Here is a 16,208-nt window from a genome sequence, read left to right as displayed (position 1 = left end):
CAAGTACCTATTTTTTTGTGGGCACTTTCATCGGAAAATCTCCAATACATTGACAGCAGCCGCGATGATTTTACATACAAAACCATTATTTTAGCGAATCTTGCGCTTCCCCGGGAAATAATCACCCCGGAAATGGAGCTTTATTTCCCAATTTCCTTCGCAGCCTCCCCAGCCGATGTTCCCATGCATCGTTTTTTGCATCCCGATCTTGAGATTTTTCCTGCCCGCGCTTACTGTAATAATAGGCGCGGACGTAATCTTTTTGGTGATGTTCATACCAGATCGCGAGCGCCTCTGCCGCGTTAGGAGCCAAGTATCCTTGGATGGCCCAAACCTTTTCAAAATAACCAATACTGTCGGCATGCCTGTTTGTTTTCTTGAGAATATGCCCTCGTTCGTAAAGGGCATATTCATAGCAACCGCTTTGTTCGTTTACTTCGGCGTATGCATCGATTGCCCATGCATAGTGCCCTGTATCCCGCCACCAACGTGCAATTTCATAGGTTTCTTCAGCTGATGTTCCTCCATTCAGAACCCTTTCCGAAAGTTCGATATATAGGCTGATAAGTGATAATAAATCATGCTCGTTATGGCGAAATACACCTTCAATATAAGATGGTTCTCCTTCGGAAAGAAAATCCTGATAAAACATGGGGGCTAGATAACCCGGTATATCGTCATCTCTCACAAACCTGAGAATCGCTTCTTCCACGATGTTTAAGCGACACGAAGCCAATTCATGCTTAAATAAACGCCGAGCAGCGTGCAAGAGATCGAAATGCCCAAAAACAGGCAATGACGGGAGTTCTTCACGCAGTAACGTATGCCGTGTTTTTAGCTGCGGCCAATCGAACGCTTTTCCATTATACGTCACCAGGGCATGCAGAGACGTTTTGTTCATTAAAAAGTGGTGGTAAAACGCGATTTCATGTTCCGGTCCCGGCAAGAAAAATTGATCGACGATGATCTCCTCTTCACTCAGCTGCGCCGTCCCTATCATGAAAATCATATTTCCCGCCCCGTGGCTGAGTCCGGTCGTTTCCGTATCGAGAAAGACGAGATCTTCTGCTTCAATGTCTTTCCCGGGAGCGAGCGGATGACCTTCAATGCCGGCTTCTTTCCAGGCGGCAATTGCCTTTTGCAGTTTTTTGAAAGGGTGAATGCCATGCACGTGGGAAAGTGGGTAGCGCCTACGCCGCCGAACTGCGTAGCCATCTTCAAAAGGTAAAACATCACATTGAAAATCATGCCATTTTTGTGTAGGCACATCTTGCTCCTCCGGGACGGTTTCAGCTGGTTGGGAACGATTGATATGCGGTTTAAGCCGTTGCAATTTTTTTTGAACATCCATAACCTACACGTTCCTCGCTTGTTTTTCCAATAATGATGATAACCATTGTTGGACATCGTTTTTCAGCCCTTCTTGCTCACTCGTGCCGATACAGACCGGGCAACCGTCGCTGCAAGGGCAGTCGTGAATCAATTTGGCACTTCGTTCAATCAGCTCGTCCACGCGCTTATACAACTGGGAAGCAAGGCCAATGCCGCCCGGATAATGGTCATAAATGAAAATCGCCGGCATTTGAGAATGATCGGCTTTGATTTGTACCGCCACATGGAGATCACTCTTGTCGCTCATCGTAAGCACTGCGCCCAGGTGATGAACCACTTGGGAAAAAGACACAAGCATAAGTTCGAAACGTTGCTCGCCAAATCTTTGCAACCATGTTTCGTCAAAGTCCATCCATGTGCCCGCGGTATGGATTTCTTCCTGCGGAAGATGAATCGGCCCTGAACCGATATTTTCATACGTCGATAGTTTTATTTTTTTAAAAATGGAAGGCATAATCGTCACTGCCACATCGCCAAACGCGACGTGATGATGGTCACGGTGTTTGCTTTCGTCTTTTTCAATGACGGTTAATTTCACATTCAGGCTCGCGTCGGTAAAATATTCGACCTCGACGAGTCGGACGTATGCCTTTTTTTCGTCCCAGTCGAGCTCTTCTACTTGGTATTGCTGCCCTTGGTGAAGATAAATCGCCTCTTCATGGAGCAACGTCATGGCACTGAACCGATCCATTTCGCCGATGACCTTTGCGCTTCCCGTCATTGTTGTGTCAATAATGACGATATTTTCTTGGGAAGCGGAGCGCAGGCTCACATTGTGGGCCGGGAAAGCTTGGCTCATCCAGTACCAGGAATCTTTGCGTTTGTGGACGACACGCTCCTCGGCAAGATAGTTCATCATATCGCTGATGTCGATGCCGCCAAACGTGTCACCTACCTTAAATGGCAATTCATAAGCGGCGCATTTCAAGTGATCGATTAAAATAATCAAGTTGTTCGGTTCGATTCTCGCCTCTTCCACGGGCGATGACAAAATATAGTCCGGGTGCTGCATAACGTATTGATCGATCGGCGTTGAGCCCGCGACCATAATGACGAGGGATTCTTCCTGACGGCGTCCGGCACGGCCTGCTTGTTGCCAAAGGCTGGAGACTGAGCCCGGATACCCTGTCAGTAGGCATACTTGGAGTTGTCCGATGTCCATCCCCAATTCAAGCGCATTCGTGCTGACAACCCCACGAATCTCTCCCTCCCGCAAGCCGCGTTCGATGGCGCGTCGTTCGTTCGGGAGGTAACCGCCGCGGTACGCGCGAATGGAGGCAGGGCCGTAATCATCCTTGATTAACGTTTGCAGGTCGCTATAGATCACCTCTACACGCACACGACTGCGGACGAATACGATGATTTGGGCATCCGCTTCAAGAAACTTTTTAGCGAGTGTACGTACTTCTTTGGAGGCGTTGCGGCGTACATTTAACGATTGATTGACGACCGGCGGATTGTATAAAGCGAGATGTTTTTTCCCCTGCGGAGCTCCGTTGTTGTCAATAAGGGAAAAGGAGCGCCCGGTTAACGTTTCGGCCAGTTCTCGCGGGTTGCGGATCGTTGCCGAGGTCGCGATAAATTGTGGATTGCTTCCATAATAATTTGCAAGCCGCAAGAGACGGCGGATGACGTTCGCGACGTGACTCCCGAATACACCCCTATAGGTGTGCAGCTCATCGATGACGATAAAGCGCAGCTTTTCAAACAAAGACACCCATTTCGTGTGATGGGGCAAAATCGAGGTGTGCAGCATATCAGGATTTGTCATGACGATATGGCCGGCATGGCGAATTTTTTGCCTGATGGCCGGCGCCGTATCTCCGTCGTACGTATAGCTCTTAACATCCAGGTCGGCCGCTTCAATCCACTCCGCCATTTCGCTTTTCTGGTCCTGGGCAAGCGCTTTGGTCGGAAATAAATAAATGGCACGTGCCTCGGGATCCCCTGTGATCGCGTTAAGCACGGGCAAGTTGTAACAAAGCGTTTTCCCGGAAGCGGTCGGGGTCACCGTCACGATATTCTCCCCAGCCTCCACTTCATCATAGGCCGAACGTTGATGGGTATATAGTGACTCAATCCCCCGTTTGCCGAGTGTATGGGCCAACGTTTCGTTTAACGTGGAAGGAAACGCCGCGTATTTGGCTTCTTTTTCCGGTTGTTCATGCCAATGGGCGATATGTTCATCTTCTTTAAGTGTCGCGATTAAGCTTTGGAGGTCTTCTTTTTGTCTCATGATCTCCCTCCTTCTTTTTAAGTATAGCACACAAGAACTCACGTTTGTATTATCGCGGGCTCACAAACTTTTTAACGAAACTTCAACCCATCCGCGTACACTGTTAATTAGCCAAACGCGATTAGCTTTTTCCAAATCAGCAATCGAAAGCATTTGCTCTTTGACGACGCCTTGCTCGAAAAGATACTGTCGATAGACACCCGGCAACAAACCGAAGGATACAGGCGGAGTCACATACGCTCCATCGATGTCAAGCACAAGATTGCCGATCGTGAACTCTAAAAGCTCATCGTTATCATTATAGAGCAAAATATCAAAGGCATTACCTGATGCCCGGGAATGAAGCGCATTGAACACGTCTCTGGCCGTCGTTTTGTGAAAGGAAAACGGATCGTTCGTGGCAATCGCCGCCGGGGCTAACTCAACGACGACCGGTTCACTCATTCCTTGAATCTCGGCTCCTTCGATAGAAAACCCTCGCTCCGGATGATAAAGCAAACGAACCTTATAAGCCCCGTTCGGGTGTTCGCGGGCAAATGAAAGCAGAACATCACGCATTTTTTCCACGGAAAATGACCAGTGAAAAACATCCGCAGACGTTTGCATGCGTTGACAATGCCGCGCTAAAAACGGATAATGCCCATCTTCCAAACGCAAACTTTCCAGTAAAGAAAAATCAGTCCTCATGTCGGTCATGATTTTACTTTTCAGAACAGCCTCTTCGTACTCTCCTTGCGGACTTGAGTCCCACGTAACACCACCGCCTGTGCCATAAGTGATCGTTTTTTTCGCAGAATCAACGACGGCGGTACGGATGGCAACGTTGAACACACTGTCCCCTGTTGGGGTTATATAGCCGATTGCCCCACAATAGGCGTCACGGGAATCGAACTCCAACGCCGCAATTTTTTTCATCGTCTCTTTTTTCGGTGCGCCTGTTATGGAGCCGCACGGAAAGAGGGCACGAAATATTTCAACGAAGTCAATCCCTCGCTTTAGCTCAGCGTCAATCGTTGACGTCATTTGCCAAACGGTCGGATACGCTTCGATGGCAAAAAGGTCTGTCGTATGGACACTGCCCGTCTCGGCAATTAGCCCCAAGTCATTTCGGAGCAGGTCGACGATCATGACGTTTTCCGCCTGATCTTTTTTTGAATGCCGCAGTTCGTTATATAGGCGCTCGTCTTCTTGTTTCGTAGTGCCGCGGGCGATTGTGCCTTTCATTGGCTTCGTTCGCAAGTGATTTCCCTTTTTTTCAAAAAAGAGCTCCGGAGACACCGAAAGGATTTGTTGTTGCCCTATGTTCAAAAAAGCACTGTAAATCCCTTGTTGGGATGGCTTTAAATGTTCATACAAGGTGCGAGCATGTCCTTGAAAGCGAGCTTCCATGCGCATCGTATAATTCACTTGATAGGTTTCTCCTCTTGCAATGGCCCGGCGAATGGCCTCGACGTTATTTTTGTAATCCGGCGCGCTCGTCGAAAACGCCCAATCCGAGAGATGATAAGGTTGTGTCATCCTATCAGGTGGCAGGCTCGGTTCTTCAAAAATGCCAAACCAAACGAGAGGCATTTTATGCCCGCTAACGACTGACAAATCCGGCCTCAGACCTTTGGCCGCTTCGTATGATATATACCCCGCGGCATAAAATCCTTCATCGACGGCTGTTTGGACTTTACTGATACATGCTTCTACCTCGTTTGGCTGCTCCGTTTGGATAATGGAAACGGGGTCGCGAAAGTACAGGGGTGCTCCGCGATTAAAGTCAATTTGAATATCTGCCATGCCGTCTACCCCTTTTGATTACATTTGCTTTCTAGCTTAAGCGAAAAGCGAAAAGAACGCCACCCGTAGGCGCGCTCTTTTATGTTCATGCTTCTTTTTCCAGGCTGCCAAGCCGCTCTCCAAACAGTTTTTGAACGGTCTCCGTGTCCATGGTTTCCAGAAATGGTTTGGGAATTCCGCATAGGTCTATCAGCAGGCGTATCATCTCTGCACGTGACAGTCGTGTCATCTGCATCCCCTCCCATATTCTATCATATGCACGGAAGCGGAAAAATATTCAAAATGATTGATAGAGCTTTCTTGTTACTCGGAAAACCAATTGACAGGTTCTACTTGGAGATTAACATTTATTTGTTTAACCTCTTGAAATTCTTCTAACCCATAGGTCCCTAATCCGCGTCCGATTCCACTTTGCTTATACCCGCCCCAAGGTGCTTCGTTATAAGCTGCATGATATGCATTGATCCAAGTAATGCCTGCCCGAACTTTTTTTATGACACGCATTGCTTTTTTATCATCGGTAGTAAATACACTGCCGGCAAGCCCATAATCCGTCCCATTGGCAAGACGGATAGCTTCTTGTTCATCTTTGAATGTTTGCACGACAGCTACCGGACCGAAAATTTCTTCTTGCACAATTTTCATATCCTCTTTTACGTCAGTGAAAATCGTTGGTTCAACAAAAAATCCATTTTCCAAATCCGGAGATAGTAGCCGTTTTCCGCCACACCTTAATGTCGCACCTTCTTGTTGACCTGCTTCGATGTAACTCATGACGTTGTTAAAATGGTCTTCGCTAACGAGCGGACCCATTTCCGCGCCAGTTTGATTTCCGGGTTTCACCTTAATGTTCTTCGCTCGGTTAACCAATCGTTCGATAAATAAGTCGTGAATACTTTCCTCCACCAAAATTCGTGATCCGGCGGTACAAACTTGGCCTGCTCCAAAAAAAGTTCCGTAAAGGGCATAATCAACCGCTGTTTCAAAATCCGCATCGGCAAAAATAATATTCGGTGATTTTCCGCCGAGTTCCAATGAAACATCTTTTATGTTTCCGGCAGCTGCCCGCATAATGTGCCTGCCGGTTTCTGTTCCCCCGGTAAACGAAATTTTATCCACCTCATGATCAGTAGCCAGTTTATTGCCGACAGTATCCCCTGCACCAAGCACCAAATTGGCGACACCATTTGGAAGTCCCACGGCATCAAAGATTTCAAATAGCTTTATAGCAGTAAGAGGGGTGATTTCCGCCGGTTTCAAAATGACCGTATTACCGGCAGCTAAAGCAGGCGCAAGCTTCCATGCACTTATGAGCAAAGGGAAATTCCAAGGAACGATTAAGCCGCATACACCAATAGGTTCATGTGTGATGATGGATTGCATGGGATCGGGGACATCTATGGTTTGATCACTGGATTTTTTGATAAGCTCACCATAATAGCGAAAACAAGCGGCTGCATCACTGACATCGTAACTTGCTTCGGGAAAGGTTTTGCCATTATTCATCGTCTCCAGTTGCGTGAGTGCTTGCTGTTTTTCTTCCATGTTATCCGCTATTTTAAACAAATATTCCGCGCGCTTATCCACGCCCATATCGGGCCACGGACCGCTATCGAAAGCTTTTCTGGCGGCTGTAATGGCTGCTTGTGCATCATCTTCGTTCCCTTCCGCCGCGGTGGCGATCACCTCACCGGTGGCAGGATTGAAAATGTTCCGCGTGTTATCCCCTTTCGCGCTTCTCCATTTCCATTCCCCATCTATATACATGGATACATCCAGCATTTTTTTCACCTCTTTATGCGAGTGGGGAGAACACATGAGATCTGTTGCTCCCTACCCGATCACTTCCTATTTTTTCGGACGGAATGTCTCGATATATTCGTTGGATTCCTCGTAGTTCATGGGTTCCAGTTTATCCATATCCACGACAATCATGTAATGGTTTTGGCTAGCGATCGCTTTTTCCAACCCATGTTTGAATTCGTCTACGGATGTAACTTTTTCTGATTCAAATCCCATCGATTTTGCCATCATAACGAAGTCGGGATTTTTCAGATCAACGGATGTGCACTCTCCGTAAGCTGCATCTTGAAGGTATCGCAAAATCCCGTATCCGGAGTCGTCGAACAAAAGGATGATGATTGGCGCGTCTTCTTGAACGGCAGTAATCATCTCCCCCGCATTTAACATGAATCCGCCGTCACCTGCCATCAAAACGACCGGCTCCGCTTTATGCCCGATTTTTGCACCAATGGCCATAGGCAACCCTTGGCCGATTCCTCCACCGGTAGCCGTTATCGACGTTCTTGGCTTATAAATATCAAACAATTTATTTCCCCAAGTGTAAGCCGGTATGGTTATGTCCCGTACCAAAATCGTATCTTCCGGCAACTGCTCTCGCATGCTATCTGCAATGTCTCCATAAGGGCCAATTGTACCTCGAAGGGTTTCACGTACTGCCTTACGAACGGACTTCACTTCTTCTACATAGGCTGTATCCGGAGATAAATCCTTCCCTTCCAAGGATTTATTCATTTCCAATAAAACAGCTTTTGCATCGCCAATTAAGCCGTATGATGTTTCGAAATTACGGTTAAATGCATTTGGATCTGCATCAATATTGATATGATTTTTCGGAATTGGCAACGTCCAATCATTCGTTTCTTCTCCCCGGAAATGAGTACCAATGCTAATAAGCAGATCCGACTTGCTTAATAAGTCTTCCACTTGTGGGGTAGCTGCGAAATTCCCGATACAAAGCGAATGGTTTTCCGGTATCGAACCTTTTCCGGCTTCACTTGTGAGGACTCCGGGTTGGATCTTTTCTACGAATGTTAAAAGTTCTTCGGAAGCTTCTGAAGCGATAACGCCTTTCCCTGCCCAAAGGACCGGCCGCTTTGCCTCTAACACTTTTTCAATGACTGCCGGGGGAATGTCCACGGTTCTTTTTTGTCTTTCGGTTGTTTCCGCTTCGATCAATTGATAATGGGGAATGATTTGGGTTTGAAAATCAGTCGGTATGGAAACGGTAACCGGTCCAGTCGGAACCGTCAGCGCCTCTTTGATCGCTTCGCGAATAAATGGGGTGATTTGTTTCGGCCGCTTCAATAAATAGGCTTTTTTATTCGCGCCATCCATCATTTTCAACTGATCTTTACATTCATGAATATAACGCTGGTCCGTTCCGATATAATGCGAATCGGCTTCGCCCGTAATGTGTAAAAGAGGGGTACTTGAATTCCATGTCTCTGTTAATGAACCTGCGCCGTTTCCGGCGCCGGCGCCAGTGCTCGTCAGGACAACCCCTAATTTGCCTGTCGTACGTCCATACGCATCAGCCATATTGACGGCAGCACTTTCGCCGCGAGCGGTGACAATGCGAATACTTCCCTGTCGTCGTATCGCTTCATAAATAGGCATATTATGGATGCTGACAATCCCGTAAACGACATCTACGCCTGTCTGTACAAGTTCTTTTACAATTGCTTCCGAAACAGTGAATGGTATGTTGTTATCCATGTCGTCCTCCCAAATTGTTCAAGTCGATCATTGATTTGCAGCTTGAAAATTGCACTCTCTGCAGAAGTTGATGATTGCCTGTGAACCTCTCCACCTAAATCAAAGATTTTGATGGAGCACCCCTTATCTTAAATACAGCACAAACAAAAGCGGTTAAGCCGCCTTCGGCGACTCTAATGCTTTCGTAAGGCTAATGAATGAAGACAAAGTCGTATATGTCCTTTTTGCCAATCCAGGGACTTTTGCCTGGAGTGACGACCATCGCTTTTCAGAGATGGATTTTTGGATTCCCCGAACGAAATATCGCGCTCCAATATTATACGAAGCTGATAAATCGGCATGATAGACCTTTCCACTTGAAAATGTGGCGAGGTCTTTTCTTCTATTCCGTTTCACTTCTCCGGAACCGTCAAATGCCAGGGCACTTGTGTTTCGGGCGTTCACTCTTGACATACGCATACCTAGATAATGCGCCATCTCCGTTACTTTATTCTGAATCCCTTTTTTCCGCCAGTAACGAAGTTTGAAGCGAAGTTTCTTTGCGCCCCAAAACCCTTTTGGGATCTTCATCTTATCCAGATACTCAAAAACAATGACATCGCAATCATTCTCGCTCGCAAATGTCACAATGTCATGCGACGTATCGTTCACAATGTGTTTTTGAAGCCCATTGATTTTTCTCCAAACATTCGGCGCAGCAATCCAACCCGACGTCCGTTGCGCTTTGCGTAGTTTGTTCGTCAACGTATATAACCGGTCTTTTTCTTTTGGCTGGTTAATAAACTTACGAGCCAAGACAGTGCCTTTTATATCCATGACCGAACAAACCGCAGAGTTGTTGATGCCAAGGTCTATCGCACATACTTTTTGGTCATTAATTTTGGTTTTATTTAATGTCACTTTTGCTTGATAACTAACGTTCAGGAAATACTTCTTACCGACTTTCACAAGCGTAGGATTATTTTCTTTCCAATCCCAAACGCCACGTTTATATAAATCTTGGTCTTTGAAGGTAATATCTACCCATACCCAATCATTGTTATAAAAAATTTTGATTTGAGCCGTTGCATCTGATGTTCGCTTGAACATATTATCTCGATAAAACACTGGAAACGCTTTGTGTTTTAATTGTAACCTTGGAGGGTTCTTTTTAAAATGTTTCCCCTCAGTAAGCGCAATTGCCTTCTCTTCTTCCCAGTTACAATGATTAGAACGATAACTTTTCACTTTCCCAAAAGCCGAAGCAATGGCGCTTCTTCGAAAATACGAAGGGAACTTATAAAAACGAGCGTTAAACGCCCGGTATTTTGGAGAAGGGTTTGATTTAGTTGTATGAATGAGCCGTTCCACCGCAGGTACGATAGATGTCGTCGTCATCTCATCGAGATTATCAAATTCTTTGTCTATGACTTCGATAATAAAGGATAAAGCATCGTTGTAGATATCTAGCGTTGCATCAAAGATACGAGAGTGATTCGTAATCTTGTGCGACAACGTTTTGGCTATGTTCATCATCAAACCCTCCTTCCAAGCATTTTCCAAGGTTATCTATTTATAAGAGGAACATTTGTTTGATTTTATTATACTTTATCCTTTATGCAAAGTCTAGTCTTATACTTAGCCAATATGATTTTAAAATTATACAGACCAAGACCTTAGCGCCTAACGCCCACTAAATCAGAGATTTTGAAGGGAAAGCGGCGCTAACTTTTTGTTCAAGCCGCTTCTACATCTGCAGGTCCTTTTTTTGCCGTTTTCACCGGGTTTAAAAGCTTTTCAAGCGTCCCCATGATTAAATCGGCGATGATGGCCATCAATGCAGTGGGAATAGCACCGGCGAGAATAATCGCTGTGCCATCGGTGACGTTTGTCCCCCTAATAATAATGTCTCCCAATCCACCGGCTCCGAAGAATGCGCCGATGGCGACGATCGAGATGGCGATGATAAGGGCGTTTCTCAGCCCGGCCATCATCACCGACAGCGCGAGCGGCAGCTCCACCATTCGTAAGATTTGCCCTTTTGTCATCCCCATGGCTTTGCCGGAATCAAGCAGGACTTGATCGACATTGACAATGCCCGTATACGTATTTTTTAGAATCGGGAGGATGGAATAAAGGAATAAGGCGGCGATGACGGTATTTGCTCCAAGTCCCATGGCAAGCATGAGGATGGAGAGCATCGCCAAGTGCGGGATCGTCTGAATAATGTTCGCGACTTGAATCACCCAGTTGCTCAATCGGCCGTATCTCGCGATCAATACCCCGAGGGGGATCGCTACAATGGCCGCAAATAAGACGCCATACGCCGCCATCAAAAAGTGGCGGAAAAATTCATGCGCAACATACGAAAAGTTTTGGCTGTAATAGTTTACGACATCTCCAATCACTTCAATCATGTGCTCACCTCCTACTTTTCTAATTGTAAATTATTTACTCAAAGTAGTTATTTTCTTCAAGGAAATCTTGCGCAACTGTAGCAGGTTCCCGCAGTTCTGCATCCGCTTCGTAGTTCAACTCTTGCATTTGTTCGGTGCTGATTTGTCCTTCCAATTTGGAAATAGCTTCTTCCAGTTCCGGATTGGCTTCCAACACTTCATTGGTGGCCACGGCCGAAGTGTCGTAAGGAGGGAAAAACTGTTCGTCATCTTCCAACAAAACGAGGTCATAGGCCGCAATTCGTCCGTCCGAAGTATAAGCGAGCACAATGTCCATATGTTCGTTCGCAAGTGCATCATAAACGAGTCCGATCTGCATGGGATTAATATTGTTAAATTCAAACCCGTATTCTTCCTGAAAGGCAGGGTAGCCATCCCCTTCCCTCGTTAACCAGTTGTTATCGACGCCGGTGGCAGCGTTATCGGCGATCGCTTCCAGATCGGAGACAGTTTCAATCCCTTCTTCTTCGGCCAAATCTGCCCGGATTGTGAATGCATAAGAATTATCAAAACCATAGGTAGGAAACCACGTTTGATCAAATCGTTCATCGAATTCCTCAATCACAACATCTAAGGCTTCATCAGGCTCAAGGATCGGATCTTCATTCAACACACCTGCAATGTCTGTTCCGGTGTATCGCGTCGCCGAAACGTTTATGTCACCGTTTTGCATCGCTTGATGCAACACGACATTGGTCGTGAGATTGTTGATCATTTCAACATTTGTATCTGTTTCTCTCTCGATCAAAATTCGTATCATATGCCCCAAAATTTGCGATTCTGATTGAGGCTGCGTGCCGATGATGACTTGCTCATCTCCACCACCGCCGCCAAGACCGGGGAGTGCACACCCGCTCATTAAGCCGGCCGTTAGCGCAAGCGTTAAAAATCCCTGTCTTATTTTCGTTTTCGCCATTGGCTTGTCCCTCCTTATGTGGCAGGATTTCGCAACCCTTTCGGGGTCATGCCTTTTTCCAGTCTTGATAAAACGATTTCGAAAAACAGTGCCATCAATGTCACCGGAATGGCACCGGCAATAATGAATTCCGGCTGATAATGGTTCAAGCCGTTAAAAATAAAATCACCCAATCCCCCGCCACCGATAAATGAGGCAAGCGTCGCCCATCCTACCAAGTAGACAGTTGCGAGGCGAATACCGGCCATGATCACCGGTGTCGCGAGCGGCAATTCTACATATCTGATACGCTCCCACGCACTCATGCCCATGCCCCTGCCGGATTCATTAAGTGCAGGGTCAACGCCGCGAATGCCGACGTAAGTGTTTCGTAAAATAGGCAGCAGTGAATAAATAAAAAGGGCAACAATCGCCGGAAACATCCCTACACCTAAAAACGGGATAACAAAAGCCAGTATGGCAAGGCTCGGGAACGTTTGCAGAATGCTTACGATGCCGATGACAACATTCCCCAGCTTAGATGGCACTTTGTTTAAACCAACACCGAGGGGAACCGCTACGATAATTCCGAGAAAAAGCGCGCTCAAGGTAATGAAAAGATGCTGTGAGGTTAAAAAAAGCATTTCTCCCCCGTTCGCTTGAAAAAAATCGATGATAGCGTTCATAAAATCGACTCCTCAATCGCGGCCGCTTGCTCATCCTCTGCAGGCTCTTCCACACCCCAAATCGAATCGTAAACCAAGTCGACGAGAGATGCTCGTGTCAGAATCCCGACAAGCCGTATGTCTCCATCGACAACCGGGACGAAGCTAACGCCAATTTTTAAAATTCGACTGATGGAGTCGCGTACGCGTGCATCTTTATTCACCGTGTGCAATTTAGACAAGAGGATGTCGGATATGTTTTCCGTATTTTTTCGGTTACTTTCAATCATTTCAATATCCACATAGCCTTTAAGGGTGCCGTTACCATTAGTCACAAGCAAAGAGTCCACCCGTTTTTCGCGCATGATTTGCACTGCTTCCGACGTCGTCGCCCCTTCGGAAATCGTGATTGGATTTGCGTTCATAAGTTGTTCCACGGTTTGCACGGTCGCGCGACTTTGCAACAGACGGTCTTTCCCGATGAATTCCTCAACAAATTCATTGGCGGGCGCCGCCAGGATTTCATCGGGGGTGCCCATTTGCACGAGTTCCCCGTCGCGAAGGATGACCATCCGATCGGCCAATTTTAATGCTTCGTCCATATCATGAGTGACAAAAACAATCGTTTTACCTAGTCGCTGTTGTAGATTTTTGAATTCATCTTGGAGCGTGTCCCTGGTGATCGGATCAAGCGCCCCAAAAGGCTCGTCCATTAAAATTAACGGCGGATCGGCCGCAAGTGCCCGCAATACGCCGATACGTTGCTGTTGTCCCCCGCTTAGTTCATTAGGGTAACGTGATAAATATTCTTCGCCCATATCCACAAGTTCCAACAGTTCTTTCGCCCGTTCCTTCCTTTGTTCTTTGGACCAGTTCATCAGTTTCGGCACGAGCGTTACGTTTTCCTGAATGGTCATGTGCGGAAATAAACCAATCTGTTGGATAACATAACCGATATCCCGGCGTAGCTTTACCGCATCTTTTTCTTGGGCATTTTGGCTATTGATCAAAATAGAGCCTTCGGTAGGATCGATCAAGCGATTGATCATTTTCATCGTCGTCGTTTTACCGCAGCCACTCGGTCCGATGAAAACAATAAATTCGCCTTCATCAAATTCAAAAGAAAGATTTTTAACGGCGTATTGGTTGCCTTTATAAGTCTTTGATACATTTTCAAATTTTAACAACTATGAGCCCCCCTAATCATTCTAATAAATCCGGTTCTTCATTCACGATCGTTTCCCAAAGCGGTTGAAAATTATCCCAGCCATCTTGTTCCCTTCCCACTTGTTTAGCGGTCAATTCAGCATTTTTTTCATCAATGGGGTTAACAATGCCGGCTGCCTCAGCCATTAACTGAGCCTTGCAAGATTGCTCCATCGTAATAAACCAGAAGGCGGCTGAATCAACCGATTGTCCGACCGTCAATGGACCGTGGCTTCTTAATAAAACGGCTTTGTGATTCCCTAACGCTTTCGCGATTTGTTCTCCTTCTGCTTCCTCAAAGACGACACCGGAATATTGATCCAGTACGGCATGGTCGTTGTAAAACGCACATGCGTCCTGTGTTAGTGGGTCAAGCAGCCTTCCGCTTGTTGACCATGTTTTTCCATAAATCGGGTGCGCGTGAGCGGAAGCCACGACATCCGGTCTTGCTTTGTGAACAGCCGAATGGATGGTTAATGCTGATTTGTGAAGAAAATATTTCCCTTCAACGACTTCCCCTTTTTCATTGACAAGCACCAAGTCCGACACTTTCATTTTTCCAAATGGAACTCCATACGGGTTCACCCATAAATGATCGTTATATTCAGGGTCGCGATAAGTAATATGACCGGCAACGCCTTCTGTAAAACCAAAACGTGCAAATAAACGAAAAGCGCCTGCTAACCGTTGTTTGTTATGCAGACGTTCCTCTTCAACGTTATTAAAGGAGGGAACTTGCAAATAATCGACGGCATTTTCGCCGCGTACGCGTTCCTCCTGATTTTTTTCCATAATCCAAGCCTCCTTGGCAGGTAAGAAAAGTATAAATCAACTATTACTTATAGTATACTATCAAAGATTGTCGAATAATCAACGTTCATTCGTGGCTGCATTTATAACTGATTCGCAGTAATCGTTTATGAGCGCGAACTTCCAGGCTTTAGGCTAAAAATCCTTCGAATATGTGTGCTTTTCTGCCTTATGTTCGAATAATCGCGTTTCAATATTTACGAAACCTTCAAGAAACGGTACAATCATCTTATTGCTACATACTGAATCATCATTCAGAATAGGAGGAACAAAACAGATGGACATAGATAAAATCGGGAACTTGGAACTGGTGAAAGGGAGGCGAAACAGTAAAGTGCCCTACTCCACAAGTATTGTTATCAAAGGGAAAAACGGGGAAAAAGACGCACTCGTGGATATCGGTACGGGAAAAGAAGGGTACGCATACATTCATGAAAATCATAATGTCGAAGACATCTTTATCACCCATTATCATATTGACCATATCAAAGGCGTTCCCCATTTCACGGAGGCAACAATATGGGTAAATGCCGTTGACGAATATAAATTAAGCAATTTGGATTCACTTGCCAAGGCAATGGGGATGTATGCTTTAAAAGGGAATAGCGCTGTTGAAGAATGGATCGAAAGCAACAAGGATACGCCACCGTATCAAGGGGTCATAACTAGAGAGAAAAAGCGCTACCCTTATGAAACACCGATGACGATCGCGGGGCAAAATGTACAAATGCTCTATACCCCCGGGCATTGCGAAAGCTATTGTTGCCCTTACTTTCCCGACGAAGGCGTGCTCGTCGTGGGCGACTATGATTTAACCTCTTTCGGTCCGTGGTACAACAACGCTGATTCGGACATTGACGATTTCATCACTTCGGGTGAACGAACGTTGGACATCGACGCCGACTATTATGTGACGTTTCACCATAAAGGAACCTTTTCGCGTTCGGAGTATGAGGAAGCGCTCCGGCAGTATTTAGCGATCATCGAAAAGCGTGAACAGAAAATTATCCGCTTATTAAAGGGAGGGACGTCCATCGAAGATCTCATTTATCGTGAAGTATTTTATTTACAAAGAAATTTGGATATGGCCCCAATGTTGCTCGATTCTGAAATCATGGGCATTGCCAAGCACCTGAAACGCCTTGCCAAACAAAACAATTATTATGAGGATCCTTACCGATCGTTTCTCGATCACCATTTTGCCGTTCCTGAATACAGCGATTATTTTGTTTGGGGGTTGACTGAAAAAGAATAGGGATCTTTTT

Annotated in this window: 13 protein-coding genes; 1 reads left to right on the top strand and 12 read right to left on the bottom strand. The window is 46.1% G+C overall.

Annotated features, from left to right (window positions below):
* Positions 1–121: 121 nt before the first annotated feature.
* From HUG15_RS11575 to HUG15_RS11520, 12 genes are all read right to left on the bottom strand, one after another.
* Positions 122–1,351: a ribonuclease H-like domain-containing protein gene (locus HUG15_RS11575; RefSeq protein ID WP_200128754.1), complete on the bottom strand. Its 1,230-nt coding sequence runs from the start codon at positions 1,349–1,351 to the stop codon at positions 122–124.
* Positions 1,352–1,354: 3 nt separating this feature from the next.
* Entirely contained in the window at positions 1,355–3,628 is a 2,274-nt protein-coding gene (locus HUG15_RS11570; RefSeq protein ID WP_200128753.1) for a DEAD/DEAH box helicase, read from the bottom strand.
* A 60-nt stretch (positions 3,629–3,688) separates the two neighbouring features.
* On the bottom strand, positions 3,689–5,413 hold the full coding sequence (pabB, locus tag HUG15_RS11565; RefSeq protein WP_200128752.1) for an aminodeoxychorismate synthase component I: 1,725 nt from the start codon (positions 5,411–5,413) through the stop codon (positions 3,689–3,691).
* An 85-nt stretch (positions 5,414–5,498) separates the two neighbouring features.
* A complete protein-coding gene (locus HUG15_RS11560) occupies positions 5,499–5,642 on the bottom strand; it encodes a hypothetical protein (protein ID WP_200128751.1) in 144 nt (47 codons plus the stop codon).
* Positions 5,643–5,716: 74 nt separating this feature from the next.
* On the bottom strand, positions 5,717–7,195 hold the full coding sequence (locus tag HUG15_RS11555) for an aldehyde dehydrogenase family protein (RefSeq protein WP_200128750.1): 1,479 nt from the start codon (positions 7,193–7,195) through the stop codon (positions 5,717–5,719).
* Between the two features lie 66 nt (positions 7,196–7,261).
* A complete protein-coding gene (locus HUG15_RS11550) occupies positions 7,262–8,932 on the bottom strand; it encodes a thiamine pyrophosphate-binding protein (protein WP_200128749.1) in 1,671 nt (556 codons plus the stop codon).
* A gap of 153 nt (positions 8,933–9,085) precedes the next feature.
* Positions 9,086–10,444 (bottom strand): transposase, encoded by a 1,359-nt coding sequence (locus HUG15_RS11545; RefSeq protein WP_200128748.1) that lies wholly within the window; start codon positions 10,442–10,444, stop codon positions 9,086–9,088.
* A 203-nt stretch (positions 10,445–10,647) separates the two neighbouring features.
* The gene (locus HUG15_RS11540; RefSeq protein WP_425504040.1) at positions 10,648–11,328 is read right to left on the bottom strand and encodes an ABC transporter permease; all 681 of its coding nucleotides are present in this window, start codon (positions 11,326–11,328) and stop codon (positions 10,648–10,650) included.
* Positions 11,329–11,362: 34 nt separating this feature from the next.
* A complete protein-coding gene (locus HUG15_RS11535; RefSeq protein WP_200128747.1) occupies positions 11,363–12,283 on the bottom strand; it encodes an osmoprotectant ABC transporter substrate-binding protein in 921 nt (306 codons plus the stop codon).
* Between the two features lie 14 nt (positions 12,284–12,297).
* Complete coding sequence (locus tag HUG15_RS11530) at positions 12,298–12,948, bottom strand: ABC transporter permease (protein WP_200128746.1); 651 nt, start codon at positions 12,946–12,948, stop codon at positions 12,298–12,300.
* Positions 12,945–14,114, bottom strand: coding sequence for a betaine/proline/choline family ABC transporter ATP-binding protein (locus HUG15_RS11525; RefSeq protein WP_200128745.1), 1,170 nt, complete (start codon positions 14,112–14,114; stop codon positions 12,945–12,947). Before HUG15_RS11525 ends, HUG15_RS11530 begins: the two co-directional genes overlap by 4 nt.
* A 16-nt stretch (positions 14,115–14,130) precedes the next feature.
* Complete coding sequence (locus HUG15_RS11520; protein WP_200128744.1) at positions 14,131–14,925, bottom strand: class II aldolase/adducin family protein; 795 nt, start codon at positions 14,923–14,925, stop codon at positions 14,131–14,133.
* Between the two features lie 295 nt (positions 14,926–15,220).
* Between HUG15_RS11520 and HUG15_RS11515 the strand changes: the two genes are divergently transcribed.
* Entirely contained in the window at positions 15,221–16,198 is a 978-nt protein-coding gene (locus HUG15_RS11515) for an MBL fold metallo-hydrolase (protein ID WP_200128743.1), read from the top strand.
* The last annotated feature ends 10 nt before the right edge of the window (positions 16,199–16,208 follow it).

The sequence above is a fragment of the Salicibibacter cibarius genome (assembly GCF_016495725.1).
Lineage (GTDB): Bacteria > Bacillota > Bacilli > Bacillales > Marinococcaceae > Salicibibacter > Salicibibacter cibarius.
The sequence above is the reverse complement of the archived record's forward strand: the minus strand, read 5'-3'. Positions and strand labels throughout refer to the sequence as shown.

Excerpts from the sequence above, each read along its gene's own strand:
- HUG15_RS11575 (WP_200128754.1), bottom strand. The coding sequence starts at position 1,351 with ATGGATGTTCAAAAAAAATTGCAACGGCTTAAACCGCATATCAATCGT.
- HUG15_RS11570 (WP_200128753.1), bottom strand. The coding sequence starts at position 3,628 with ATGAGACAAAAAGAAGACCTCCAAAGCTTAATCGCGACACTTAAAGAA.
- pabB (WP_200128752.1), bottom strand. The coding sequence starts at position 5,413 with ATGGCAGATATTCAAATTGACTTTAATCGCGGAGCACCCCTGTACTTT.
- HUG15_RS11560 (WP_200128751.1), bottom strand. The coding sequence starts at position 5,642 with ATGACACGACTGTCACGTGCAGAGATGATACGCCTGCTGATAGACCTA.
- HUG15_RS11555 (WP_200128750.1), bottom strand. The coding sequence starts at position 7,195 with ATGCTGGATGTATCCATGTATATAGATGGGGAATGGAAATGGAGAAGC.
- HUG15_RS11550 (WP_200128749.1), bottom strand. The coding sequence starts at position 8,932 with ATGGATAACAACATACCATTCACTGTTTCGGAAGCAATTGTAAAAGAA.
- HUG15_RS11545 (WP_200128748.1), bottom strand. The coding sequence starts at position 10,444 with ATGAACATAGCCAAAACGTTGTCGCACAAGATTACGAATCACTCTCGT.
- HUG15_RS11540 (WP_425504040.1), bottom strand. The coding sequence starts at position 11,328 with ATGATTGAAGTGATTGGAGATGTCGTAAACTATTACAGCCAAAACTTT.
- HUG15_RS11535 (WP_200128747.1), bottom strand. The coding sequence starts at position 12,283 with ATGGCGAAAACGAAAATAAGACAGGGATTTTTAACGCTTGCGCTAACG.
- HUG15_RS11530 (WP_200128746.1), bottom strand. The coding sequence starts at position 12,948 with ATGAACGCTATCATCGATTTTTTTCAAGCGAACGGGGGAGAAATGCTT.
- HUG15_RS11520 (WP_200128744.1), bottom strand. The coding sequence starts at position 14,925 with ATGGAAAAAAATCAGGAGGAACGCGTACGCGGCGAAAATGCCGTCGAT.
- HUG15_RS11515 (WP_200128743.1), top strand. The coding sequence starts at position 15,221 with ATGGACATAGATAAAATCGGGAACTTGGAACTGGTGAAAGGGAGGCGA.